The 24,250-nt window shown below is 62.2% G+C and carries 16 protein-coding genes and 6 pseudogenes; 12 read left to right on the plus strand and 10 right to left on the minus strand.

From position 1 onward, the window contains the following. The first annotated feature begins 70 nt into the window (after positions 1 to 70). Both ACQB61_RS14995 and ACQB61_RS15000 read left to right on the plus strand, forming a co-directional pair. Positions 71 to 1,011 (plus strand): annotated as a pseudogene (locus ACQB61_RS14995) (LysR family transcriptional regulator). A 108-nt stretch (positions 1,012 to 1,119) separates the two neighbouring features. After that, positions 1,120 to 1,515 carry a c-type cytochrome gene (locus ACQB61_RS15000; protein WP_430513269.1) on the plus strand — a complete coding sequence of 132 codons (396 nt, stop codon included), beginning with the start codon at positions 1,120 to 1,122 and terminating at the stop codon, positions 1,513 to 1,515. 149 nt (positions 1,516 to 1,664) lie between these two features. Here the strand turns inward: ACQB61_RS15000 and ACQB61_RS15005 are convergent. Further along, positions 1,665 to 2,986 (minus strand): annotated as a pseudogene (locus tag ACQB61_RS15005) (DUF3422 family protein). A gap of 167 nt (positions 2,987 to 3,153) precedes the next feature. Here ACQB61_RS15005 and ACQB61_RS15010 point away from each other — a divergent pair. Then, a pseudogene (locus ACQB61_RS15010) lies at positions 3,154 to 3,768 on the plus strand (FadR/GntR family transcriptional regulator); the annotation flags it as partial. Positions 3,769 to 4,032: 264 nt separating this feature from the next. After that, positions 4,033 to 5,192: pseudogene (locus ACQB61_RS15015) on the plus strand (alpha-hydroxy acid oxidase). Between the two features lie 19 nt (positions 5,193 to 5,211). Here ACQB61_RS15015 and ACQB61_RS15020 read toward each other — a convergent pair. Next, positions 5,212 to 5,913 carry a type 1 glutamine amidotransferase gene (locus ACQB61_RS15020; RefSeq protein WP_430513270.1) on the minus strand — a complete coding sequence of 234 codons (702 nt, stop codon included), beginning with the start codon at positions 5,911 to 5,913 and terminating at the stop codon, positions 5,212 to 5,214. A 103-nt stretch (positions 5,914 to 6,016) separates the two neighbouring features. On the opposite strand from ACQB61_RS15020, the gene ACQB61_RS15025 reads away from it, so the two are divergent. Further along, positions 6,017 to 6,454: a hypothetical protein gene (locus ACQB61_RS15025; protein ID WP_430513271.1), complete on the plus strand. Its 438-nt coding sequence runs from the start codon at positions 6,017 to 6,019 to the stop codon at positions 6,452 to 6,454. 284 nt (positions 6,455 to 6,738) lie between these two features. After that, positions 6,739 to 7,656: a DMT family transporter gene (locus tag ACQB61_RS15030; RefSeq protein WP_430513272.1), complete on the plus strand. Its 918-nt coding sequence runs from the start codon at positions 6,739 to 6,741 to the stop codon at positions 7,654 to 7,656. 12 nt (positions 7,657 to 7,668) lie between these two features. Here ACQB61_RS15030 and ACQB61_RS15035 read toward each other — a convergent pair whose 3' ends face one another. Continuing rightward, on the minus strand, positions 7,669 to 8,544 hold the full coding sequence (locus ACQB61_RS15035; RefSeq protein WP_050472049.1) for a LysR substrate-binding domain-containing protein: 876 nt from the start codon (positions 8,542 to 8,544) through the stop codon (positions 7,669 to 7,671). 233 nt (positions 8,545 to 8,777) lie between these two features. Here ACQB61_RS15035 and ACQB61_RS15040 point away from each other — a divergent pair, with 233 nt between their 5' ends. Continuing rightward, entirely contained in the window at positions 8,778 to 9,113 is a 336-nt protein-coding gene (locus ACQB61_RS15040; RefSeq protein ID WP_430513273.1) for a DUF1127 domain-containing protein, read from the plus strand. A gap of 130 nt (positions 9,114 to 9,243) precedes the next feature. Here ACQB61_RS15040 and ACQB61_RS15045 read toward each other — a convergent pair whose 3' ends face one another. From ACQB61_RS15045 to ACQB61_RS15065, 5 genes are all read right to left on the minus strand, one after another. After that, on the minus strand, positions 9,244 to 10,095 hold the full coding sequence (locus ACQB61_RS15045) for a DUF937 domain-containing protein (protein ID WP_430513274.1): 852 nt from the start codon (positions 10,093 to 10,095) through the stop codon (positions 9,244 to 9,246). A 126-nt stretch (positions 10,096 to 10,221) separates the two neighbouring features. After that, the gene (locus tag ACQB61_RS15050) at positions 10,222 to 11,595 is read right to left on the minus strand and encodes a glutamate--cysteine ligase (protein ID WP_430513275.1); all 1,374 of its coding nucleotides are present in this window, start codon (positions 11,593 to 11,595) and stop codon (positions 10,222 to 10,224) included. An 82-nt stretch (positions 11,596 to 11,677) separates the two neighbouring features. Then, a complete protein-coding gene (locus ACQB61_RS15055; protein ID WP_430513276.1) occupies positions 11,678 to 12,439 on the minus strand; it encodes a 16S rRNA (uracil(1498)-N(3))-methyltransferase in 762 nt (253 codons plus the stop codon). A 102-nt stretch (positions 12,440 to 12,541) separates the two neighbouring features. Further along, positions 12,542 to 15,643, minus strand: a complete 3,102-nt coding sequence (locus tag ACQB61_RS15060) for an efflux RND transporter permease subunit (protein WP_430513277.1) — start codon at positions 15,641 to 15,643, stop codon at positions 12,542 to 12,544. Between the two features lie 2 nt (positions 15,644 to 15,645). Beyond that, positions 15,646 to 16,782 carry an efflux RND transporter periplasmic adaptor subunit gene (locus ACQB61_RS15065; protein WP_430513278.1) on the minus strand — a complete coding sequence of 379 codons (1,137 nt, stop codon included), beginning with the start codon at positions 16,780 to 16,782 and terminating at the stop codon, positions 15,646 to 15,648. Positions 16,783 to 17,012: 230 nt separating this feature from the next. Here ACQB61_RS15065 and ACQB61_RS15070 point away from each other — a divergent pair, with 230 nt between their 5' ends. The 3 genes and pseudogenes from ACQB61_RS15070 to ACQB61_RS15080 all read left to right on the plus strand — a co-directional run bounded on the left by ACQB61_RS15070 (position 17,013) and on the right by ACQB61_RS15080 (position 20,565). Further along, positions 17,013 to 17,624: a TetR/AcrR family transcriptional regulator gene (locus ACQB61_RS15070; RefSeq protein ID WP_430513279.1), complete on the plus strand. Its 612-nt coding sequence runs from the start codon at positions 17,013 to 17,015 to the stop codon at positions 17,622 to 17,624. Between the two features lie 50 nt (positions 17,625 to 17,674). Further along, a pseudogene (gene xseA / locus ACQB61_RS15075) lies at positions 17,675 to 19,284 on the plus strand (exodeoxyribonuclease VII large subunit). A 126-nt stretch (positions 19,285 to 19,410) separates the two neighbouring features. Continuing rightward, the gene (locus ACQB61_RS15080) at positions 19,411 to 20,565 is read left to right on the plus strand and encodes an acyl-CoA dehydrogenase family protein (RefSeq protein ID WP_430513280.1); all 1,155 of its coding nucleotides are present in this window, start codon (positions 19,411 to 19,413) and stop codon (positions 20,563 to 20,565) included. A 97-nt stretch (positions 20,566 to 20,662) separates the two neighbouring features. On the opposite strand, the pseudogene ACQB61_RS15085 reads toward ACQB61_RS15080, so the two are convergent. Further along, positions 20,663 to 22,073: pseudogene (locus ACQB61_RS15085) on the minus strand (FAD-binding oxidoreductase). Between the two features lie 192 nt (positions 22,074 to 22,265). Between ACQB61_RS15085 and fabI the strand changes: the two are divergent. Both fabI and ACQB61_RS15095 read left to right on the plus strand, forming a co-directional pair. Beyond that, the gene (gene fabI / locus ACQB61_RS15090; RefSeq protein ID WP_430513281.1) at positions 22,266 to 23,084 is read left to right on the plus strand and encodes an enoyl-ACP reductase FabI; all 819 of its coding nucleotides are present in this window, start codon (positions 22,266 to 22,268) and stop codon (positions 23,082 to 23,084) included. Positions 23,085 to 23,283: 199 nt separating this feature from the next. Continuing rightward, positions 23,284 to 23,922, plus strand: coding sequence for a histidine phosphatase family protein (locus ACQB61_RS15095; RefSeq protein ID WP_430513282.1), 639 nt, complete (start codon positions 23,284 to 23,286; stop codon positions 23,920 to 23,922). A gap of 7 nt (positions 23,923 to 23,929) precedes the next feature. On the opposite strand, the gene ACQB61_RS15100 is transcribed toward ACQB61_RS15095, so the two are convergent. Next, on the minus strand, positions 23,930 to 24,187 hold the full coding sequence (locus ACQB61_RS15100) for a DUF1344 domain-containing protein (RefSeq protein WP_430513283.1): 258 nt from the start codon (positions 24,185 to 24,187) through the stop codon (positions 23,930 to 23,932). Between the last annotated feature and the right edge of the window lie 63 nt (positions 24,188 to 24,250).

Raw genomic sequence — 24,250 nt, forward strand, 5'->3', positions numbered from 1 at the left:
CAGTCTGGCAAAAAACCGGTGCAAGCGGAATATCTGGTCCCTTACTAGCTCTCTTTCCGGCGGGAATAAAATGAGCAATCTGACCGATATGGAAATCTTCGCCCGGGTCGTCACCGCTGGCAGCATGTCGGCCGCAGGACGGGAGATGGGGCTTTCCCCGCCGTCGTGTCGAAACGCATCCGGCGGCTGGAAGACAAGCTCGGCACCCGTCTTCTGCAACGCACCACCCGGCAGATTGCCCTGACAGAGGCAGGTCACGGCTTCTATGACCGGGTTCTCGCTATTCTTGCCTCGGTCGAGGAAGCCGAAACCTTCGTCAACCGCGGCTCGGCACAGGCACGCGGCACGCTGAAAGTCAGCGCGCCCACATCCTTCGGCCGTATGCATGTTGCGCCCTATCTCGGACGGTTCCTCGAAGCCAATCCGGACCTGTATGTCAGCCTCGACCTGTCGGATGAGTTCGTCGACATCGTTGGCGAAGGCTACGATCTGGCGATCCGGATTGCCGAGCTGTCCGACTCAAGCCTCGTTGCCCGGCGCCTTGCGCCCGTGCACCGGGTGCTCTGTGCGTCCCCGTCCTACATCGAACGGCATGGCGAGCCGAAGAGCATTGATGAGCTTGTGGCGAACCATGTGCGGGTTGCCGCTGCCGCACAGGACCCGTGGCGGCTGATGGGGCCGCGTGGGGTAGAGATCGTCAAGACAAGCGCCCCATTGCGCACCAATTCCAGCGAGGTCGTGCGCGAAGCAGTGCTGGCCGGTGTCGGCATTGCCCTGCGCTCCACCTGGGACGTTGGGCCCGAGCTGCGCGACGGCAAGTTGCAGATCGTGCTGCCCCAGTACCGCGCCTCCAAGGACGTGGGCCTGCATGCGGTTTATCCCACGCGCCGCTTCCTGCCGGCCAAAGTCCGGGTGTTCATTGACTTTCTGGCCCAGCTCTACGGTCCGCAACCCTATTGGGACGAGGGCCTGTCTGGCTGGCTCGGCAGCGTGGAGCGCGCCGCAGGCTGAGGGCTTAGCTCTTCCTATGAGCCACAGTGACGCACCCGGTTGCCACATAGTATGATTAGAATATTCTCCCTGTTATCGGCTTGGCGGCCGTAGTGAGGGAGAGATACGATGAAATATGTAATGCTGGCTGCGGCCATGCTGGCTGCTGCGGCGACGGGAGCACGTGCGGACGGCGATGCTGCTGCGGGCGAGAAAGTCTTCAAGAAGTGCATGGTCTGCCATGATGTCGGTGCATCCGCGAAGAACAAGGTTGGCCCGGAACTGAATGGCATTGTCGGGCGGCCTGTAGCTTCGGTTGCCGACTACAAGTATTCGCCGGCCATGACCGAGTTTGGCGCCGGCGGCAAGGTTTGGGACGCTGAAACCCTGCACACCTATCTGGCAGATCCCAAGGGCCTCGTCCCGAAAACCAAGATGGCTTTCGCCGGTCTGAAGAAGGATCAGGAAGTCCTGGACGTGATCGCCTATATGAACCAGTTCAATGCGGACGGTTCGATGAAGTAATCCTAAACTGCAAGGCCGGGCCCATCGCCCGGCCTTTTTGCGTTTTCATGAATATATTTCTCAGTAAAAATCCGATATTTTCGTCATGCCATGATCAAGTCATGGAATGATGGGTGTTGTTGTTTTGAGCGCTCTGCGTCACGTCCCCCTCAATGCGGCTCCCCAGTATCTGTGTGATGCGCGCGGATGCGGCGGACGGTCCACCAGACGGCGAGCAGAACCAGCGGCACGGAGAGCCCCGAGACAAGCCCCGGGTCGGGCATGGGCACGCCCGCCTCCTTCAGTCCCTTGGCGAGGTAGCCCACCAGTCCCACCACATAATAGCTGACGGCGGCCACCGAGAGCCCCTCCACCGTCTGCTGCAGGCGCAATTGCAGCCGGGCGCGGCGGTTCATGGAATCGAGCAGATCCCTGTTCTGGCGCTCCATGTCCACATCCACCCGCGTGCGCAGCAGCGTGGTGGCGCGGGCAAGCTTGCGTGACAGGTTGATTTGCCGGCTCTCAACCGACTCGATGGTGCGCATGGCTGGAGCAATACGGCGCGCCAGGAAGGACTCAATCCGAGATACCCCGGAACTATGGCTTCCTCGATTGTCCCCAGCCGGGCCTTGAGAATGCTGTGATAGGCACGGCTCGCGCCAAAGCGATAGGCGCTCGCTGCTGCGCCCGCCTCAAGGTCCGCAGCCAGATCGCAGAGGCGCTCCAGCAGGTGGCGGTTGCTGTCCATATCCGACGTCCCGCGCATCTCCCCGGTCAACTGGACAAGCTCCTCCTCAATCCGCCGGACATCCGGCGAAAGCTCCGAAGCCAGGGGCAGACCAAGCAGCGCGAGCGTGCGGTAGGTTTCCACTTCAATGAGACGCTGCGCCAGCGCGCCGGTCTGGCTGGGTGCCATGCCTCTGTCGATCAGCAGAATGCGGGTCAGCCCCTCGCCATCCTGCCGGAAATCCGTCATGGCGACGGCCCGTCCCTCCTCCGACTGAAGGGCTGTAAGGCTCGCCCGGTCGAACCACCGGGTCAGTGCAGCCTCGTCGTGACCATTTTCCGGCACAACGTCCAGCCTTGCAGCCACCAGCATCGGCCCCGGAGCCCGGAAGCCCGATCCAAAGGGATGCCCCGCCGGTAAAGGACCGAAGGGGTGCACACCGCCTGGCGCCACGTCAAAAGTGTAGGTGATGAATTCCGAATGCTGCTCCCAGCGCAAGGAGCCGCCTGCCATCGGCAGTACATGCGAGCGGTCGCCCTCACTCGGCCCTTTTACCCCCTGACTGCGGCAGAGATCTGCAAACCAGATCCGGTCCTCGCTGATGGCCTGCGGATCACAGGTAAAGGCATAGTGCAGAAGGATGCGCGGGCTTTCGAGTGCGCGGAACGGGCGGGCATGCAGCTCGCCCAGCACGACCGCCCTGAGGTGATGCTTGCCGAATGGCAGCAAGCCACCGGTCTGCTGCATGTTTGCATCCGCGTTCATTCTCGCCCCCGTCTTCCTGCTCCAAAGTGGCGCAGGAGTCTCGCATCTGTCATGCGCAAAATTGCGACAGAGACAAGCGGCATCACAATGTGTGGGCTCATTTCAAAGATCGCCTTGCAATTGGACAAAAAGTTTGACCAATTATGGCAAGATAAAGGAGCGCCCGCATGTTCGCCAAGGTCAATCATGCCCGTACCGCCGATGCCGTGGTGGATCAGATCGAGCATCTGATCCTCAATGGCGTATTGCGCCCGGCCGACCGGTTGCCGCCCGAGCGGGAGCTGGTGGATCTGGTTGATGTGTCGAGGCCGATCCTGCGCGAAGCCCTGAAGACGCTGGAAGAGCGCGGGCTGCTGGTGAGCCGCCAGGGCGGCGGCACCTATGTGGCCGACCTGACCGGCTCTGTGTTTTCTGAAGCTTTGCTGGATCTCATCGCCCGCCACCCGGCTGCCATCGAGGATTACCTCGACTTCCGCAGCGATATTGAAGGCCTTGCCGCCGCCAAGGCAGCGGCGAGGGCCACCTCTGCCGACCATGCGCTGCTGACACGCATTGTCGAGGCCATGGCTGCCGCCTTCGAGGCAGAGGACCATGAAGCCGAGGCACGGCTTGATGTGGAGTTTCATCAGGCCATCGGAGAAGCAGCCCATAACATGATCCTGCTGCACACGCTCAGGGCCTGTTACCGTCTGCTGGAGACCGGCGTCTATTTCAGCCAGCAGAAGCTTTTCCGCCATCCCGGCGCGCGCGAGGCGCTGCTCGGCCAGCACCGGACCATCCTCTCGCGCGTGATCGCGGGCGACAGCGAAGGCGCACGGCAGGCGGCAGAAGCACACATTGCCTTTGTACGCCGGGCGCTGGCGGAAGCCGGGCAGGAAGGCGCGCGCAGCGCCTCTCGAACCTCAGGCTTGATCAGCGCATTGCCAGCCTGCCCAAACCCCGGCGCGCCAAGGCGAAGTCATCAGCCAAGACGGCGGCACTGGCAACCGCCCGCCAGACATGAAACCCGGACTGAAGTCCCAAGACACAGGGAAGGATCTGAACGCATGCCTGTGATAACCGAGATCGAAGACCTCAAGCGGCTGTACAAGCGCCGTGTGCCACGGATGTTCTACGACTATGCGGAGACCGGCAGCTGGACCGGGCAGACATTCCGCGAAAATTCCTCCGACTTTGACGAGATCCGCCTGCGCCAGCGTGTGGCCGTCGACATGGCAGGCCGCAGCACGGCATCGCAGATGCTCGGGCAAGACTGCACCATGCCGGTGGCACTTGCTCCCGTCGGGCTGTGCGGCATGCAATCGGCTGACGGCGAGATCAAGGCTGCCCGCGCTGCGGAGAAATTCGGCGTACCCTTTACGCTTTCCACCATGTCGATCTGTTCCATCGAGGACGTGGCGGCACACACCAGCAAGCCGTTCTGGTTTCAGGTCTACACCCTGAAGGATGACGACTTCATGCGCCGCCTCTTTGCACGCGCCAAGGCGGCAAACTGCTCGGCACTGGTGATCACCGTCGATCTTCAGGTGCTTGGCCAACGCCACAAGGACCTGAAGAACGGCCTGAGCGCCCCCGAAGCTGACCCCTCCTCCATCCTGAATCTTGCTACCAAGGTGCCCTGGGGCCTGGAGATGCTGCAAACCAAGCGGCGCTTTTTGGCAACATCGTCGGCCATGCCAAGGGTGTTACGGATCCTTCGTCCCTCAGCACGTGGACGGCCGAATCCTTCGACCCGTCACTGGACTGGGACCGCATCCGCGAGTTCCGCAAGTGGTGGGACGGGCCGGTCATCCTCAAGGGCATTCTCGACGCTGAAGATGCCAAGAAGGCACTGGATGTGGGGGCAGATGCCATCGTCGTGTCGAACCACGGCGGCCGCCAGCTCGATGGTGCGCTCAGCTCCATCCGGACCCTGCCGAAGATCATGGATGCTGTGGGAGACAAGATCGAAGTCCATCTCGACAACGGCATCCGCTCCGGTCAGGACGTGCTGAAGGCGCTGGCCCTCGGCGCAAAGGGCACCATGATCGGCCGCGCCTTCGTCTACGGTCTTGGCGCCATGGGCGAGGCCGGGGTAACGCGGGCGCTTGAGGTGATCCACAAGGAGCTGGACATCACCATGGCGCTTTGCGGCGAGCGCAACGTCAAGGATCTGGGCCGCCACAACCTGCTGCTGCCGGCTGACTTCGCGGATCGCTGGCGCTAACGGACAAGCCGGGTCCGCCTCACCTGAGCAGGCGGACCCAGTTGGCGGCAAGGCGGGCGCCGGTGGCATCAGCACGGGGCGCATGCCGGTCAATCTCGGCCTCCAGCCGCTCCGCCCAGTCCGGAGTGTTCTCAGCGATCATCCCTGCAAAGTCGCGCGACCAGTCACGCACTTCCGGTTCGGCCGCTTCAAAGTGAAACTGGATGGCATAGGTGGCACTGCCCATCCGGAAGGCCTGGTGAGGTGTGTGGGCACTTGCGGCTAGATGCACCGCACCTTCCGGCAGGTCGAACGTGTCATTGTGCCAGTGGAACAACGGCGCGCCCTCACCCAGCGCCGAAAGCACCGGGTCAGCCTTGCCCGCATCCGTTGGCTTCACCTCATGCCAGCCGAATTCGATGGGCCTGCCGATGATGTTGCGCCCGCCGAAGGCACGGGCAATGAGCTGCGAGCCAAGGCAGATGCCCAGCACCGGCTTTTGCGCGGCGTGAAAATCCCGGATCAGATCACAAATCTGCGGCAAAAAGGGCGAGCCCTCGTCGTCCAGCGCATTCTGCCCGCCGCCAAAAACGGCAAGGCCTGCGAACTGCTCTGCGCCCTGCGGCACCGGCTCGCCTTCGTAGGCCTTGACCACAGTCAGTTCCGCACCCGCATCCCTCAGCGCACGGCCAACCTGACCATGCGGGGTGAGCGGGTAGTTTTCGATGACAAGAACGCGCATGAGGTCTCCGGCAGCTATCGGGGCCGCTTGCGAATGTGGCAGTATCGCTGCCCTAGTCAAGGGAAGACGGCGCGCAGCCTTCCCTTTGAATGGAGACTTCGACATGCCGTTCCAGAACCGGGTCTGGCCCGATGGAGAGATCGTCTCTCACCCTTGCCGGGGTCTGCTGATGGGCAACCGGGGCGGACGCCTGCACGATCCGGCAACGAAAACCATAAGACGGTGGCAGACGTCCCGCCGCTGGATCTGCTGCGTCCTCTCCTTCAAGGGCCGGCGCCGCCAGGTGATGGGCGAAGGATATACGGAGCTGTTCTTTCTGGATGAAGTGACAGCCCTTGCTGCCGGGCACCGTCCCTGCTTCGAGTGCAGGCGAGCCGGGGCAAAAGACTACGCCACGGCGGCGGCCCGGCATCTTGGCCTTGACGCCGTACCCGGCGCAGACTGGATGGACCGGCAGCTGGCAAAAGAACGCGCCCCCGCTGGCAGGGCAAACCAGTCGACGATGCGGGTCCCGGCAACCTGCCGGATGGTGCCATGCTGACAGATGGGACCGGATTTTTGCCATCAGATCGGGCCGCCTGCTGCGCTGGAGCCCGGACGGATATGCGGCGGCAGGCGGCGTTCCGGGACTGCGGGTTGTCACTCCGGCGCTGTCACTAGCGGCCCTGTCTGGCGGATATCAGCCAATCTGGCATCACACATCCTGAAGCTTTGCTGCGCTTTCATTCACAAACCAGATCGGTTGCTTCAACGACTATCATTTGAAATTCACGCGTCTACGGCGCATTCTCCCCGCCCTGACACCCGGCAGAAGAGAGATATGAGATGACGATGGCCGAAAGCCGGATTGCCGCCCCCGCCTCCCCGCTGACTTCGAAGGACCTCGGCCTTTATGGCCTCACCGTCTTCTCCTGGGGCTTCAGCTGGATTGCCATGAAGGGGCAGGTGGCGAATGTGGCGCCCGAGGTCTCCGTGTTCTGGCGCTTCGTGCTGGCGGCATCGGTGATGCTGGGCTGGAGCCTGATCCGGCGGGAAAGACTGGCCTTTCCCGTGAAGACACACCTGCGCTTTGCGGCGCTCGGGCTCTTCATCTTCTCCACCAATTTCACCTTGTTCTACTATGGCGCCAAATACCTGCCCTCGGGTTTGCTCGCAGTGGTGTTCTCGCTGGCCTCAGTCTTCAATTTGATCCTCGGCGTGGTGCTGTTCCGCCAGAGGCCGAAGCTGATCATTCTGGCCGCCGGGCTCATCGGCTTTTCCGGCATTGCCCTTATGTTCTGGCCGCAGATTGCAGGGGCGGAGCTGAACCTTGACGCGCTGAAGGGCCTTGCGCTGTGCACCATAGGCACGCTGTCTTTCTGCCTCGGCAACATGGTGTCCTCGTCGAACCAGAAGGCGGGCATCAGCATCACATCCGCCACCACCTGGGGCATGATCTATGGTGCGGCGCTGCTGGGTACCTTCAGCCTGCTGCGCGGGGACAGTTTCACGGTGGAGCCGACGCTCACCTATCTCGGCAGCCTCGCCTATCTGTCGATCATCGCTTCGGTGCTGGCCTTCGCCTCCTACCTGACGCTGCTTGGGCGCATCGGACCCGCACGGGCAGGCTACTCCACGGTCATTTTCCCCGTGGTGGCGCTGACGGTATCCACCATCTTTGAAGGTTACGTGTGGACCTTCGCTGCCCTGCTGGGCCTCGTGTTTGTCATCGCCGGCAACGTGATCATGCTGCGCAGCCGCTAACAGGCGGGCGGCTCATTCAGCCGCTTGCGGCACCGACAGGTTGTCGAGGGACGAGATGATGTGCTCCACCAGCGCTTCCGTGACACGGGAGTGCTGGTGCCAGGAGCGCATGACGGCAATCTCGCACTCCGGCAGCTTGGGGAAACCGTCGGCTTCCGCCAGCACCCTCATGCCGGGGCGCAGAGCCGATTCAGGCAGCACGGAGACAGCCAGCCCCGCGAGAACGGCAGCTCCCACGGCCGTGGAGTTCCAGCTGGAATAAAGCAGCCGGTGCTCCCGCCCGACGGAGCGCAGCGCCAGCAGCGCGGCCCGACGCCAGCCGCAGGTGGCACGGCCAAGCGCCAGAGGAAGCACGTCCTCGTTCTCCACCGCATGACGGGCTGACGTGACCCAGAGCAGCGGTTCACGCCGGATCACCTCATCGCGCTGGCCACCGGGCTTTTCCACGTGAGTGATGATCGCCACATCCAGCTCATTGGCGACGACGAGATCGATGAGATTAGCCGTCGGGGCGCAGACCACGCTCACCTCAGCCTTGGGATTGGAACGGGAGAAACGCGCCAGAATTTCCGGCAGGAAGCGGTCAGCATAATCATCCGGTGTGCCCAGCCGCACCATGCCCTGAACTTCGGTTTCGTCGAAGGCGGCCAGCGTCTCGTCATTCAGCTGCACCAGGCGGCGGGCATAATGCAGCAGCTTTTCACCCTCTTCGGTGAGCCGGGACAGGCGCCCTTCACGCATGAAGATGGGGCGGCCGATTCTCTCCTCCAGCCGCCGCATCTGCATGGACACAGCAGACTGTGTCTTATGCACCATCTCCGCCGCACGGGTGAAACTGCCATATTCGGCAATGGCCACGAATGTGCGCAATTGATCGAGATCGAGCATCAAACCCTCGCCATACAGATGCCGGAGGCGCGGAAATACAGGACTTTTCCTGCATTGCAGCGCCTTCCATCACCAACATTGATCAAACCCATTAAAAACATTCGTTAGATAAATTCAAGCGGCTCTGACATGGTCGCCCCATCGGAAGAGCGTAAAACTACTGAGCTCGGCCGGATAAATATGACAGACACTGACGGGGGCGCAGCCTCCCGGAGATGAAGGAGTTTGACGCCATGTACGCCCCGCTCAAGACGCAGCTGATCCACCGCATCGCCGGTATCGCAGCGCGAGCATGGCGCGTGCTGCGTAACCGCCATCAGGCGCGCAAACTCAATGACCTCACAGATGCTCAGCTTGCGGATATCGGGCTGACAAGGAGGGACGTTCGCGCAGCTCTTGCGGCGCCCTTCTTCCGTGATCCGTCGTTTGCGCTGACCAAGGCCTCCCGGCGCAACGCACATGCCTCTCAGGCCGGAGTTCCGGCAAGCATCGTGCTGATCCCCCAGACCCGCAGAACCGCCGCAACGGTTGCTTCTGCCTCCAATGCAGGCCCGCAAATGGCCGCCTGAGACTGATGGACAGGATCTCGCCCGCGTCTTCCCCCGCGCAGGCTTTGAGACCCGGTCCATCGCCTTACCCCGTCGGCGATTGCCTTGCCGACAATACCTGGCCCGCCTCCCCCGGCGGGCCTTTTTTATCTCAGGCCCGGCCCGGCAAGGCCGAAGGGCCGAAACGCTCGAACAGACCTTCGATCGTCTTCATGTGATTTTCCTGAAAGGCGCGTCCTGCGGACAGCCAGTCTTCAACAATGGAGGCTCCCGGCGCAGGAGCCTGTGCTGCAGCTTCAGGCTCGGGCCGCATTTCAGGGGCGGGAGCCGGTTCAGGCTTTCGTGTGGCCGCTGCCGGGCGTGTTGCGGTGTCAGGCGCTGCGGGTGCGGGCTCAGGCTCCCTGCTGCTGCCCTGCCCGGTGGCCGGCACGCCCCAGAAGCTGGCTGCCTTGCCCGCAGCGTCTGCGGCAGAACCGAAAAAGCCGGACCAGAACGACTGCACGGCTTCGCCATAGCCTGCCATCATTGCCGCGCCCGGCATGGGCTTCGGGCGGCCTCTAGCATAACCGGCCAAGAAGGCATCCAGCAGGTCACGCGCCTGCCCTTGCAGGAAAGGCCGGGCCACATTGCCCATCGCCAATGTTGCGGCGACAGGCATGAGCGCGGCCACGGCCTCCTGCTGCACGCCTGTGAAAGCCGAAATCTGCGAAGCGACTGCCTTTTGCAGCGGATCGGAGCCGTAGAACCAGGGCACGGGAGCCGCCGAGAAAGGTTCGGCCATGACCGATGGTCCCTGTCCTTGCAGGAAGCTCATGAAGGACTGAAATGCGTTGGGGGCGGCCGTCGTATGCTTGAGGCCGGTAAAGGCCGTGGGGATCAGCGCGCCCATGGCCCGGGCCACATCAGCCTCGTTCAGGCCGAACTGCTGGCGCACGGCATCGACAACCTGTGCGGGATCGAATGAGAAGGATTGACCTGCCATGCCGTTCATAATGCCTCGCACCGGATCGTGAGCCTCCCCCATGATCCGCGCAACGGCGGCGGACGTCAAATGGCGCGTTGCGCCTGTGCCGGTTCCGGCCTGCCCATCAACAGGGAGTTGAGGGGCAGGCCGGTCAAAAGCGTATTTTCAGTAGGCATAATCCGCATAGGCGCGGGTCACATCGCCCTGCCATTCACCGTGGAACTTCGCCAGCATCTGGTCAGCCGGGGAAATACCGAGGGCAAGCGTCTCTTCCACAGTCGCCAGATGGACCCGCTCATCCAGGCCGCCGTCATTCAGACGGGCGCGGCGCTTCAGCCCCTCAAGCGACAGAGCCGTCATCTGGCGGGCGAGATCCAGCACCTTGCCTTTGCGGAACGGCGTCTCAAGACCATGGATCGGCACAGCATTGCGCAGTGCAAGACGCTCTTCCGCCGTCCAGTCCTTCACCATCTGCCAGGCATCCTCAAGGATGCCCTTGTCGTAGAGCAGGCCAACCCAGAGCGCGGGCAGTGCACAGATCTTGCGCCAGGGGCCACCATCGGCGCCGCGCATCTCCAGGTATTTCTTCAGCCGCACGTCCGGGAACAAGGTGGACAAGTGGTTGTTCCAGTCGCCAATGGTCGGCAACCCATCCGGCAGCCGGTCCTTCAGCGCCCCGTTCATGAACTGGCGGAAGGTGGTGTCCGTCGCATCGTGATAGGTGTCACCGCGCTTGACGAAATACATTGGTACGTCGATGGCCCAGTTGACGTAGGCTTCAAAGCCGAAACCGTCCTCGAAGGCGAAAGGCATCGGCCCGGTGCGGTCCGCATCCGTGTCCTTCCAGATTTCGGCGCGGAACGACTTGAAGCCATTCACCTTGCCTTCCGTGAAGGGGGAATTGGCGAAGATGGCGGTGGCCACCGGTTGCAGCGCAAGGCTGACACGCAGCTTCTTCACCATGTCGGCTTCGCTGGAGAAGTCGAGATTCACCTGAATGGTGCAGGTGCGGTACATCATGTCGAGGCCAAGCGAGCCGACCTTCGGCATGTAATCGGTCATGATCGCATAGCGTGACTTGGGCATGACCGGGATCTGGTCCCGCCGCCAGTCAGGCGTGAAGCCGAGGCCGAGGAAACCGATACCGAGTGGTTCGGCAATCTCGCGCAGCTGCGCCAGATGCGCGTTGGTCTCGCGGCAGGTCTGGTGCAGGTTGTCGAGCGGAGCGCCCGACAACTCGAATTGTCCGCCCGGCTCGATGGAAATGGCACCGCCAGCGACAGGATCAGCCAAGCCGATGATCTTGTCCTTGTCGGAGATCCGCTCCCAGCCCAGCATTCCTTCCATGCCGTTCAGCAGTGCTTCGATACCACGCTGCCCCTCATAGGGGACCGGTGAGAAGTCCGCCTTGTAGAACGGAAATTTCTCGTGCTCGGTGCCAAGCCGGAAGCTGTCTTCCGGCTTGCAGCCGGATGCGAGATGTTCGGCGAGTTCACGGACGCCCGAAATCGGGGTGGAATCAACGGTATCGCGGGCCATGCGTCGTCTTTCAAACTTGAGATCGGCGCGCACATTACCGGGGGCAGCGCGCCGCACAATCAAACTTGTTTGATGAATGGGATTACCAATCGCCAAGTACCGATTGAACAACCGCCAGAGCGGCCACCGCAGCCGTGTCGGCGCGCAGTATCCGGGGGCCGAGCGGAATGGCGGTCACGAACGGAAGGCTCTTCAGCTGCGCGCGTTCAGCGGCCGAGAAACCGCCTTCCGGACCGATCAGAACCGCCGGAGGCACCGCAACCCCGTCTTCAGCCTTGAGGGCAGCAAGCAGTTGGAGAGGGTTGGCACCGTCATCGCTTTCATCGCAGAAGATGATGCGCCGCGCCCCTTCCCGCGCTGTCCAGTCCGCCAGCACGGCAGCAAGGGCCCGCGGCTCGTCGACGGTTGCAAGGCCAAGGATGCCGCATTGCTCCGCAGCCTCGATCACATTGGCGGTCATGCGTTCCGTATTGACGCGGGCTGCCTGGGTGTGGGCGGTGATGACTGGCACGAGCCGCGCTGCCCCCATCTCAACCGCCTTCTGCACCATGTAGTCGAGGCGGGCGTGCTTTAATGGCGCAAAGAGATAGACGAGGCCGTCAGAGGAAGGCTGTGGCCGCGTCTGCGCATGCGGGCAAAGCAGAACGCTCTTTCGGCTGGGAAGCTTCAGGCGTGCGCGCCATTCCCCATCCCGGCCGTTGAACAGCAGCACTTCATCGCCTTCGTTCAACCGCAACACGTTGAGAAGGTAGTTGGCCTGGGTCTTGTCTGCGGCAATTTCAGCATCCGGCGTAAGCGCAGCCTCCACGAACAAGCGCTGCATGCGGAATTCATATTTGGCCATGGCGTCATCCTGATTGGGCAGAGGTCTGAAAGCTTGCAGGACAAGCGGGAACGCCGCCCCTTTGTGGGGGCGGCGTTCAATCATTCAAGCCTTAGGCTCATATCAGGCCGTAGCCGGTCCCTCGCCTGCGCCATGGGCGTTGCCATGGCCTGCCGGCACCTCGTCGTCCTCGTCCGTCTTCTTGTGATCGGCGTGACCGATGTACATGTAGAACATCGGCACAACGAACAGGGTGAAGAGCGTGCCGACCGCAAGACCTGTGCTGATCACCAGACCGATCGAGTAGCGGGCAGCGGCACCGGCACCTTCCGACATGACAAGCGGAAGCACGCCCAGCACCATGGCGCCAGTGGTCATGAGGATTGGGCGCAGGCGCTCACGTGCAGCTTCGATGATTGCCTCATGCTTGCTCAGGCCGTGCGCCTCACGCTGGGCATTGGCAAACTCAACCATGAGAATGCCATGCTTGGTGATGAGGCCCACAAGCGTGATCATGCCCACCTGCGTGTAGATGTTGAGCGTTCCCGCTCCCATGAACAGTGGCACCACGGCTCCGAAAATCGACAGCGGCACCGACATCATGATGATGAACGGATCGCGGAAGCTTTCGAACTGAGCTGCGAGCACGAGGTAGATCACAATCACCGCGAGGCCAAAGGCCATGATGATGGTGTTCCCTTCGTTCACCTCAAGGCGCGACTGGCCAGCATAGTCCTCGAAGAAGCCTTCCGGCATTTCCTCACGGGCAATCTGCTGCAGGGTCGCAAGGCCGTCACCCGTGGTCACGCCCGGCATGGGCAGGGCTGACAGGGTTGCCGAATAGAGCTGATTGAACTGCTCTTCGGCCACGGCCGTTGCGTTGGTCTCGATCTTCACCACGGAAGAAAGCGGCACCATCGATCCGCTCGCCGAGCGGACATAGAGTTCCGCCAGCTTTTCGGGGTTCATACGGAACTGCTTGGCGACCTGCGGGATGATCTCGTAAGCGCGGCCATCACGGTCGAACTTGGCAACCTGGGCATCACCGACAAGGATGTTGAGGGTCTGACCGATGGTCGAAACCGGCACACCCAGAGCGGCCGCACGGTCGCGGTCAATGGTCACCGTGGTCCGGGGCTTCTCGAAGGACATCGAGTTCTGCACCACGATGAACTTGCCCGAGGCAATGGCACGCTGCTTCACCTTGTCCGCCACTTCATAAACCTGTTCGGCAGAGCCGGTGGTCTGAAGGACGTACTGGATCGGCAAGCCGCCGCCGCCACCTGGAAGAGATTCCGGCGCAAAGACGAAGGCTTCAACGCCCGCGGACTTCTGCAGGCCGGCCTGCACGATCTGCTGGATCTCCTTCTGCGACTGTTCCCGCTCGCCCCAAGGCTTCAGCACCCAGATTGCAAACGCGCTGTTGGTGCCGCCAAAACCGACGATCTGGAACCGCGTATCCACGCCCGGCGCATTATCAGTCAGTTCATAGAACTGGTTCGTATAGAGCTGGGTGTAGTCGGATGTCGCGTATTGCGGAGCTGTCACAAGCGAGAACAGCGCACCCTGATCCTCTTCCGGGGCCAGTTCCGAGGAAATCCGCGTGAACATGAAGCCCGTCAGGCCCATCAGGCCGATGACAACGATAAGGGTCACCGGCTTGTAGTTGAACGAGGCCTTGAGGCGGCGCCCGTACCAGATCGTGAGCCGGGAGAAAATCCGGTCCACGAATTTCTGGAAGCGGCTCTGTTCTGCCGTCAGTAGCCGCGATGACATCATCGGCGACAGAGTGACCGCAACGAAGCCGGAAATGAACACGGCTCCGGCCAGCGTGAAGGCGAACTCGCGGAACAGTGCGCCGGTCAGCCCCTGCGCAAAACCGATGGGAGCATACACGGCACCCAGCGTGATCGTCATCGCCACCACCGGCCCGAAGATTTCCTTCATGCCGATGATTGCCGCCGGGATGGGCTTGAGGCCCTCCTCCAGATGCCGGTGAATATTCTCCACCACCACGATGGCGTCATCCACCACGAGACCGATCGCAAGCACCATGGCCAGCAGCGTCAGGGTGTTGAGCGAATAGCCCAGCGCCCAGAGGAAGAAACACACACCGATGAGCGACAGAGGGATGGTCACAATCGGAATAATCACCGAGCGGAAGGACCCGAGGAACAGCAGGATCACCAGAATCACGATGATCACGGCCTCGCCGATGGTCTTGAACACTTCCTCAATCGAGGCGCTGATGAACTGGGTCGAGTCATAGGTGATCACGACCGACATGCCCTCAGGCAGGTTTTCCTGCAGCTTGGGCAGTGCATCGCGGATGCCCTGTGCCGTGTCGAGCGGGTTGGCGGACGGCGTCGGCATGATGCCGAGGAAGATACCGCCCTGGCCGTTGAAGGACACGCGCACATCGGTGCTCTTCGAGCCGAGTTCGGTGCGGGCCACGTCACGCAGGCGCACCACATCGATGCCATCAGAGCGCACCGGCAGGGCACCGAAGGCTTCCGGGGTCTGCAGCGTGGTCTTCGTCTCGATCTGATAGGCGACGTATTCGTTTTCCGTCTTGCCGGGAGCCGACAGGAAGTTTGCGCTCTGGATGGCCGAAAGCACTTCTGCTGCCGTCACGTTGCGGGCGGCGAGCTTGATGGGATCGATCCAGATGCGCATCGAGAAGGTCTGCTCACCCAGGATCTGCGCATCCGCCACACCTTCAACGATGGACAGCTGCGGCTGGATCACGCGCGAGGTGAACTCGGTGATTTCCTGCGGCGACATCACATCCGACAGCACCGTCAGGTACATGATGGCGAAGGACTGGCCGGTGCCTTTCTGGATGACCGGATCTTCGGCCTCCGTGGGCAACTGCCCGCGCACCTGCTGCACCTTGGAGATGACCTCCGTCAGCGCCTTATCCGGGTCAGAATTCAGCTTCATGTTGACCGTGACGGTCGACACGCCGAGCGTACTCTTGGACGACACATAGTCCACGTTTTCCGCCGAGGCGACGGCCTTGGCGATGGGCGTGGTGATGAAGCCCTGGATGAGATCCGCACTGGCACCAACGAAGGCCGTCGAAACGGTGATCACCGTTTCGTCGATCTTCGGGTACTGGCGGATGGTCATGTTCAGGATGCCCTGCGCGCCCATCAATAGGATCAACACGTTGACCACTATTGCCAGCACTGGCCGCCTGATGAAGATTTCGGAGAAATTCATTCTTACTCTCCGGTCGTCATGCCCGTGGCATCAGGCATGATCGTATTGTCGATGGTCACGCTGTTGCCGGCAGCAAGCTTGTTCTGCCCGGCATTTACGATGACATCGCCGGCGGAAACGCCCTTGCTGACTTCGATCTGGGTGCCGAAGCGGCGGCCTGCGGTGACAAATACCTGCTCGACGATCTGCTTCTTCGGCGCGTCAGCGGCAGCACCTTCCTCGGGCTTGGCATCAACGACGCGGAAGACGTAAGTGCCATAGAGGCTCTGCACCACTGCGGTTTGCGGCAGGGCAATAACGTTCTCCTCGGCCGGCAGCACGACATCGACAAAGGCAAACTGGCCGGGACGCAGCAGGCCTTCCGAGTTGTCCACTTCCGCCTGAAGAGAGACCAGGCGCGACTGCGGGTCGATCTTGGGATCGATACCGGTGATCTTGCCGCGATGGCTGAACTCACCTTCCGTCAGGCCTGCCTTGATTTCCTGCCCAATGCTGACAAGCGGCAGCTGCTGTTCGGGGATTGTGAAGTCCACCTTCATGACCTTCAGATCCTGAAGCGTGGCAATCGCGGTACCAGCCTGCAGGAACTGGCCCTCATCCACCTTGGCAATACCGATGGTGCCGGAGAAAGGCGCAACGATCTTTTTCAGATTGATGGCTGCCTGCACACGTTCAACCTGCGAGCGGGAGGCATCCAGCGCAGCCGTGGCATTGTCCAGCTCGGAGGTGGAGCTGAAACCACGGGTGTTCAGTGCCGATGCACGGCTCAGGGCCTGTGCATCGCGGGCTTCGTTCGCCTTGGCAGCAATCATGTCTGCCTGTTCGGTCTCATCATCGAGCTGCACCAGCAGCTGACCCTTTTCCACGTCCTGGTTGGAGGTGAACAGGATTTCCTTGATGATGCCCGACGTTCTGGCAGGAACATCCACACCCTGGCGTGCGCGAATGGTGCCGATGGACTGGATCACGGGCTCGACCCGCTCCGGCTCGACGGTCAGCGCCGAAACGGTGATCGGCGGACGCGGCTGCGCGAAGAACGCCTGAATCATGCTGGCGCGGAAGTTGTCGAACCACCAGGCGCCATATGCAAGGCCACCTACGATCGCAATGGCAATAAGCCCGATAATGAAACGTTTCATCTGTTTCCCGGTCATGCGGCGAACCGGCCGCTTTCTAATGCGACTGCCCCCGCAGTTTCCTGCAGGGTTTCGCCGCGGATAGTATCGTTGGAGCGAGAGATTTTCGATCACTCTTTATAAGGGCAATCCCCCATTCACGCTCATTGGCTTGCAAACTTTACCGTCCGGACGGTAAAGTCAAGATGACGCATTGCGGAAAATGACGAACATCGGCGGTAAATGTGACTGAAATGCAACAGGGTTCAAGGCAGGCAAAGCGGGAAGCGACACGGGAGCGGCTCATTGATGCGGCCGTGGAACTCGTCTACGCAGAAAGTGCCCGGAAGCTGTCGCTTGAGGCTGTTGCCGAAAGAGCTGGCGTCTCAAAGGGCGGGCTGCTCTATCACTTCAAGTCCAAATCCGAACTCCTGCGCGCCATGGTCGAGCGGCACATGGCGATGGTCAGCAAGTCGGTCAGCGAGGCTTTCGAGGAAACATCGCGCGACAACAAGCCCAACGCCCTGATGCGGGCCTATCTGATTGCCGTGGCGCGGGACGTCTGCCCTTTGAGCGAACCGCCCGCAGGAATGCTTGCCGCCATTGCCGAAGAGCCTGAGCTGCTGGCCCCGGTCAAGGCGCATCACGTCAGCCTCGTCCGCGAGATCCGTGCGACCTGCGAAACGCCGGAACTTGCAGAAATTGCGTTCCTCGCGATCGAGGGCGTCTGGCAGCTGATGATGTTTTCCGTCTGCCCCTTTTCCGAAGAGGAAATACTTCAGCGGCTTGACCGCCTTTCCGAGCTTCTGGCCCATCCTCCGGCCGCATTCACAGGCAATCTGGAGCAGGACGCCCCGCACTCTTGACCCCGGCTGCCCGTCCGTCCACCTTACCGCCAACTGGCAGGACAAGTGGCGTGACCGAAGCTTCCTCGAATTCCAACATCGCCGAATTCACGGTTTCCGATATCTCTTTTTCCATCAAGCGCACGCTTGAGGATGCTTTCGGCTATGTGCGGGTTCGTGGTGAGTTGGGCCGGATCTCGCGGCCCGGCTCCGGTCATATCTATCTTGACCTCAAGGATGACCGGTCGGTTCTCTCCGCCGTCATCTGGAAGGGGGCCGTATCCAAGCTGAAGATCCAGCCCGAACAGGGGCTGGAAGTGATTGCCACCGGCAAAGTCACCACCTTTCCCGGCCAGTCCAAGTACCAGATGGTCATTGATGCGCTGGAACCGGCAGGCGCCGGTGCGCTCATGGCGCTGCTGGAAGAGCGCAAGCGCAAGCTCGCCGCCGAGGGCCTGTTCGCGCCCGAGCGCAAAGGCCGCTGCCGACCCTGCCGCGTGTCATCGGCGTCGTCACTTCACCCACCGGCGCCGTGATCCGCGACATCCTCCACCGCATTTCCGACCGGTTTCCGCTGCATGTGCTGGTCTGGCCGGTGCGCGTGCAGGGCGAAACCTGCGGGGCGGAAGTCGCCAACGGCATCCGTGGCTTCAACGCCTTGCCCGAGGGCGGGGCCATTCCAAGGCCGGATCTGATCATCGTTGCCCGCGGCGGCGGCAGCCTTGAGGATCTTTGGGGCTTCAACGACGAAGCTGTCGTACGTGCTGCTGCTGAAAGCGCGATCCCGCTGATCTCTGCTGTCGGCCACGAAACCGACTGGACGCTGATTGATTTGGCCGCAGACCTGCGCGCGCCGACGCCCACGGGCGCTGCCGAAATCGCAGTGCCGGTGAAGGCGGAGCTTCTGGCCTCGCTCAATGACCTGAACCGGCGCCTCTCCGCCGGGCTCTTGCGGCTGGTGGCCAGCCGCCGGACGGAACTGCGCGCTGCCGCTGCCGCCCTGCCCGCCCCGCGTGATCTTCTGGCTCTGCCGCGCCAGCGTTTTGACTTTGCCGCCAGCAATCTGGAGCGGGGTCTTTCCGTCAACACCCGTGCCCACCGCACCCGTTTGATGCGCGCCGAGGCCCTGCTCACACCGCTGACGCTGGCCCGCCGCACCACGCAGGCCCGCGACCGGCTGACGGGTCTGGAAGAGCGGCTTGCCCGTGCCCTCACCGTTGCCATCGCCGCCCAGGCGCAGAGGCTCAATGCTGTGTCGGGCCGCCTGACGCCAGCGCCACTGACCCGCCAGATCCGGCTGGGACAGGAGCGGGCTGGCATGCTGTCCACCCGGCTGGACCGCACCGGCCAGCAGCTGACGCAGGAACGCCGTGCCCGGCTCGACGGGTTGTCCAAGCTGCTGAAGTCCCTGTCCTACAAGGATGTGCTGTCACGTGGCTATGCGCTGGTGCGCGCCGCCGACGGCCAGCCACTGCGCAATCCCGCAGACGCACCGGCAGGCACCTTGCTTTCCATCGAATTGGCAGGCGGTCAGATCGCCGCCGAAGTGGTGGAGGGTGACGGCCCTGCCACGTCCTCGTCCAGCGGCACCTCCTTGCCGCCCGCAAAGAAGCCCCGCGCAGCCAGGACTGCCGCATCGAAGCCGGACGCACCAGCATCCAGCCAGGGCAGCCTGTTCTGAAGGCAAGGATCGGCCCGATTTTCGCGGGAGGCTCAGCCCTTTGGAGGGCACCCCCGCAATGGACAGCAGAGCCCCCTTCGCTAGCGTGCCCGCAAGATCCGGCCTCATTGCGGGAGCAGCCAAGCCATGCATTTCGACCTGACCGAGGAACAGAACCTCATCGCCGAAACCGCCCGCAAACTGGCGGCTGACCGGCTTGCGCCGTTGGCCGAAACGCTCGATCACGGCGGCGGACGCGAGGCGTTTCTGGAGAACCTGAAGGTTCTGGCCGAAAATGGCTTCATGGGCCTCAATGTGCGAGCCGACTACGGCGGCACGGAAGCGGGTACGCTGGCCTTTGCGCTCTCCGTCGAGGCTCTGGGCCAGGCTTGCGCCTCCACCGGCGTTACCGTGTCGGTGACAAACATGGTGGGAGAGGTGATCCAGGCAGTCGGCAACGAAGCGCAGCGCGCCGCCTATCTGCCCAAGCTGACCGATGGCACCTATGCGGCCGGCGGCTTCTGTCTGACGGAAGCAGGCGCAGGCTCCGACCCCGCCGGCATGAAGACCCGCGCCGTAAAGGATGGGGACAACTACATCCTCAATGGAGCCAAGCTCTACATAACCTCTGCCGAATACGCGGGCATTTTCGTCGTCTGGGCCGTCACCGATCCTGCCGCGCCGAAGGGCAAGGGCATTTCCTGCTTCCTCGTCGAGGCCGGCACGCCGGGGCTCATCATCGGCAAGGCAGAAAAGAAGATGGGCCAGACAGGCTCAGCCACCAACGAGGTTCTGTTTCAGGACTGCCGGGTTCCCGCCTCTGCCCTGATGGGACAGGAAAATCAGGGTTTCCGTGTCGCGGTGGGAGAACTCGCAGGCGGGCGCATCGGCATCGCCGCCTTGTCGCTGGGCATCGCCCGCGCCGCCATGAATGCGGCCAAGGCCTATGTGAAGGAGCGCCATCAGTTCGGCGCGCCGCTCTCTGACATGCAGGGCATCCAGTGGATGATCGCCGACCGGGAAACCGAACTGGAAGCCGCCCGCCTTCTCATCCTGCAGGCCTCATGGCTTAAGGATCAGGGCCGCCCCTTCGCACGCGAGGCCTCCATGGCCAAGCTCTTCGCCTCGGAAGCAGCGCAGAAAGCCACCTACACGGCTCTGCAGCTGCACGGCGGCGCCGGTTACATCAAGGACTACCCGCTGGAGCGCTATGCCCGCGATGCCCGAATCACGACGATCTACGAAGGCACCAGCGAAATCCAGCGTCTCATCATCGCCCGGGAAACGCTGAAGGGGATTTGAGGGGGAACGGAGAGAGGGAGGCGTGCAGCCACCTCAGGCCTGTCTGAAGGCGGCTGGCCTGTGTCATAAACCACAGGCCAGCCCCACTCATTTTACCTTACAGCACACGTCCTGGGTTGAGCGTGTTCTTCGGGTCGAAGGCGGTCTTGATGCGCTGCATGAGATCGAGTTCCAGCTCGCTCTTCACCTGCTTCATCAGATCGCGCTTCAGGCGGCCGATGCCGTGTTCGGCAGAGATGGAGCCGTTGAACTCGTGCACGATGCCGTGGACCAGTTCGTTCATCTCATCCCAGCGCGCGATATAGGCTTCCTTGTCGGCGCCGATGGGCTGGCTGACGTTGAAGTGAATGTTGCCGTCGCCCAGATGACCGAAAGGCACCGGGCGGCAGCCGGGAACCATGGCTTCAACAGCGGCAATGGCCTTGTTGAGGAAAGCCGGGATCGAAGCGACCGGCACAGACACGTCATGCTTGATCGAACCGCCTTCGGCGCGCTGCACTTCCGACATGCCGTGGCGGATGTGCCAGAAATCGTTCACCTGCTGCAGGCTCTCGGCAAAGGCGGCGTCCTCGACGACACCCTTCTCGAAGGCCTCACCCAGAATGGACTCCAGCAGATCGCGCACCGGGAAGGCTTCGGTGCCAGAGGAGAGTTCCATCAGCACGTACCAGGGATGACTGCCAGACAACGGATCGCGGGCGCCATTGAGGTGGCGCAGGCAGAACTCAAGGCCGACACGCGGCATGATCTCAAAGCCGGTGAGAATCGGTCCGGCCTGCCCCTTGGCGAGCGAAAAGAGCTGCAACGCATCTTCCGGGCTCGCCAAACCAACGAAGGCGGCTTCCAGCTTCTTCGGCTTGGGAAAAGCTTCAGCGTCGCAGCCGTGATGACCCCCAGAGTGCCCTCTGCGCCGATAAATAATTGTTTCAGATCATAACCGGTATTGTCCTTGCGCAGGGCGCGAAGACCATTCCAGACGTCGCCGTTTGCCATCACCACTTCGAGGCCCAGAACCAGATCGCGGCTGTTGCCATAGGCGAGCACTGCGGTGCCGCCAGCGTTGGTCGAAAGGTTGCCGCCGACCTGGCAGGAGCCCTGTGCGCCGAGCGAAAGCGGGAACAGACGGTCGACCTTCTCTGCCTCGCGCTGAAGGGCTTCCAGAACAACGCCGGACTCGACAGTGATGGTGAAACCGTCCGGATCGACGTTGCGCACCTTGTTGAGGCGGCCGAGCGAGAGGACGATCTCATCCCCGGATTCCTGCGGGATCTGGCCGCCGACGAGGCCCGTGTTGCCACCCTGAGGGACGATTTTGAGACCCTGCTCGTCGGCGTAGCGCAGCACCGCGCTGACCTCCGCTGTCGAGCCGGGGCGCAGCACCATCGGGGTCACCCCTGATAAAGATCGCGCCACTCTACGAGGTATGGCGCCTTATCCGAGGCAGCAGTCAGAACATTGGCAGCGCCGATGATTTCGGCAAAACGGGCGGCGTGGGCAGTATCGGCCATGACGGGCTCCCTGAAGGTCCGGCCCCGGCAGGGGGCAAAACTGACGACAGCGCGCCGCTATCATATCGCGGCCCGCCGGTCCAGCCGGAGCTTTGCCACAGGCGTGGCAGATGACTTGAAGCGGGCAACCGCGTGTGCCATAGGAAGCCAGCCCGCCGGGCAGACGGTTAAGGAAGTCATCTGGAGAAAAACATGGCGGAAACGCACGGACTGATGAAAGGCAAACGCGGCCTCGTGATGGGCGTTGCCAACAACCGGTCGATTGCCTGGGGTATCGCCAAGGCCCTCTCGGATGCAGGCGCAGAAATCGCCCTCACCTATCAGGGCGAAGCCCTGAAGAAGCGCGTCGAGCCGCTGGCCGAACAACTGGGCGCCATTGTTGCCGGTCATTGTGACGTCACCGACGCAGCCAGCATTGACGACGTGTTCGCCCATCTGGAAAAGACCTGGGGCAAGCTCGACTTTCTCGTCCACGCCATCGCCTTCTCCGATAAGGAAGAGCTGACTGGCCGCTACGTAGACACCACGCCGGGCAACTTTGCCCGCACCATGGACATTTCGGTCTATTCGCTCACCGCTGTCACCCAGCGCGCCGAAAAGCTGATGACCGGTGGCGGCTCCGTGCTGACACTGACCTACTACGGCGCCGAAAAGGTGATGCCGCATTACAACGTCATGGGCGTTGCCAAGGCAGCCCTTGAAGCCAGCGTCAAGTATCTGGCAGCAGACCTCGGCCCGCAGAACATCCGCGTCAACGCGATTTCGGCAGGTCCGATCAAGACGCTTGCCGCCTCGGGCATTGGCGACTTCCGCTACATTCTGAAGTGGAACGAATACAACGCTCCGCTGCGCCGCACGGTCACCATCGAGGAAGTTGGCGATGCCGCCCTGTTCCTCCTGTCGGACCTCGGCCGTGGCGTGACCGGCGAAGTCCAGCACGTGGACTGCGGCTACCATGTCGTCGGCATGAAGGCCGTGGACGCACCGGACATTTCGGTGGTCAAAGAGTGATCTTGGGTCCAGCACCTGAAGCTTGACTGAAAGGGCATCCCACCGGGTGCCCTTTTTCTTTGGTGCGCAGACGGTACAGTACCGCAAAATTTACCAAGGCTTCTTCCGGTGGACACATGCCTTGTTTACAAACACATGGCATTCTCGCACAGCAGCATCCAGTGCCCCGCCCGCTGCGTATCTTCCCGAAAGAGATGTCATGGCCGACCTCACCGAGACCGGAACACTCCGCATGAAGCTGCAAGTCTCCAAACTGCTCATCTTCATCCGCCACGGCCAGACCGACTGGAATGCGGAAGGCCGGATGCAGGGTCAGAAAGACATTCCGCTCAATGATACCGGCCGAGGCCAGGCCCGCCGCAATGGCCGTGCACTGGCTTCTTTTCTGCAGCATGAAGGCATTGATCCCGCATCCCTGCGCTTCATCGCCTCTCCCCTCGACCGCACCCGCGAGACCATGGACCTGATGCGCGAGGCCATGGGCCTGCCTCCGGGGGGCTATGAGCTGGAGCCGCGCGTCAAGGAAATCACATTTGGGGAGTGGGAAGGCCGCACCCTTGAGGAGCTGGCGGTGAGCGACCCGCATCTTGTCGCCCAGCGCCGTGCGGACAAGTGGGGCTTCGTGCCGCCACAGGGGAAAGCTATGCCATGCTGTCACAGCAGAATCAGCGGCTGGCTGGCGGAACAGACGGAGCCGTCGGTCTCCGTCATCCATGGCGGTGTCATCCGCGTGCTGCGCGGGCTGCTGGAAGACATCGAGCCCGCAGGGATCCCGAAGCTCGATGTGCCTCAGGATGTTGTCTATCTGTGGAAAGACGGAAATCTCAGCCTGATCTGAGAGGGCCTCAGCCCTCGATCTGCAGGTCGTAGAGCTTCCGCTTGCCATCCTCGACGTCATAAAAGACGCGCACCTTCTGACCCGGCTTGATGTCATCGACAAAGAAGTCCACCGGGAAGGTGTAAGTCGATCCGTCGGTCATGGTGATGGTTGCCGCATCCACATTCACCTGCGCGATCTCGCCGGTTGCCTCGTCAGCCATAGCTGCCGTGCTCACAAGCCCCATCAGGCCAAGGGCGATCAAACCTGCACGCACATGCTTCATTCTCAACTCCGGTCTATCGGCGGGTGCCCATCGTGTCTGGCATCCGAAGGTCTGGCCGTCCAA

The organism is Pannonibacter phragmitetus, from assembly GCF_050510895.1.
Taxonomy (GTDB): domain Bacteria; phylum Pseudomonadota; class Alphaproteobacteria; order Rhizobiales; family Stappiaceae; genus Pannonibacter; species Pannonibacter phragmitetus_B.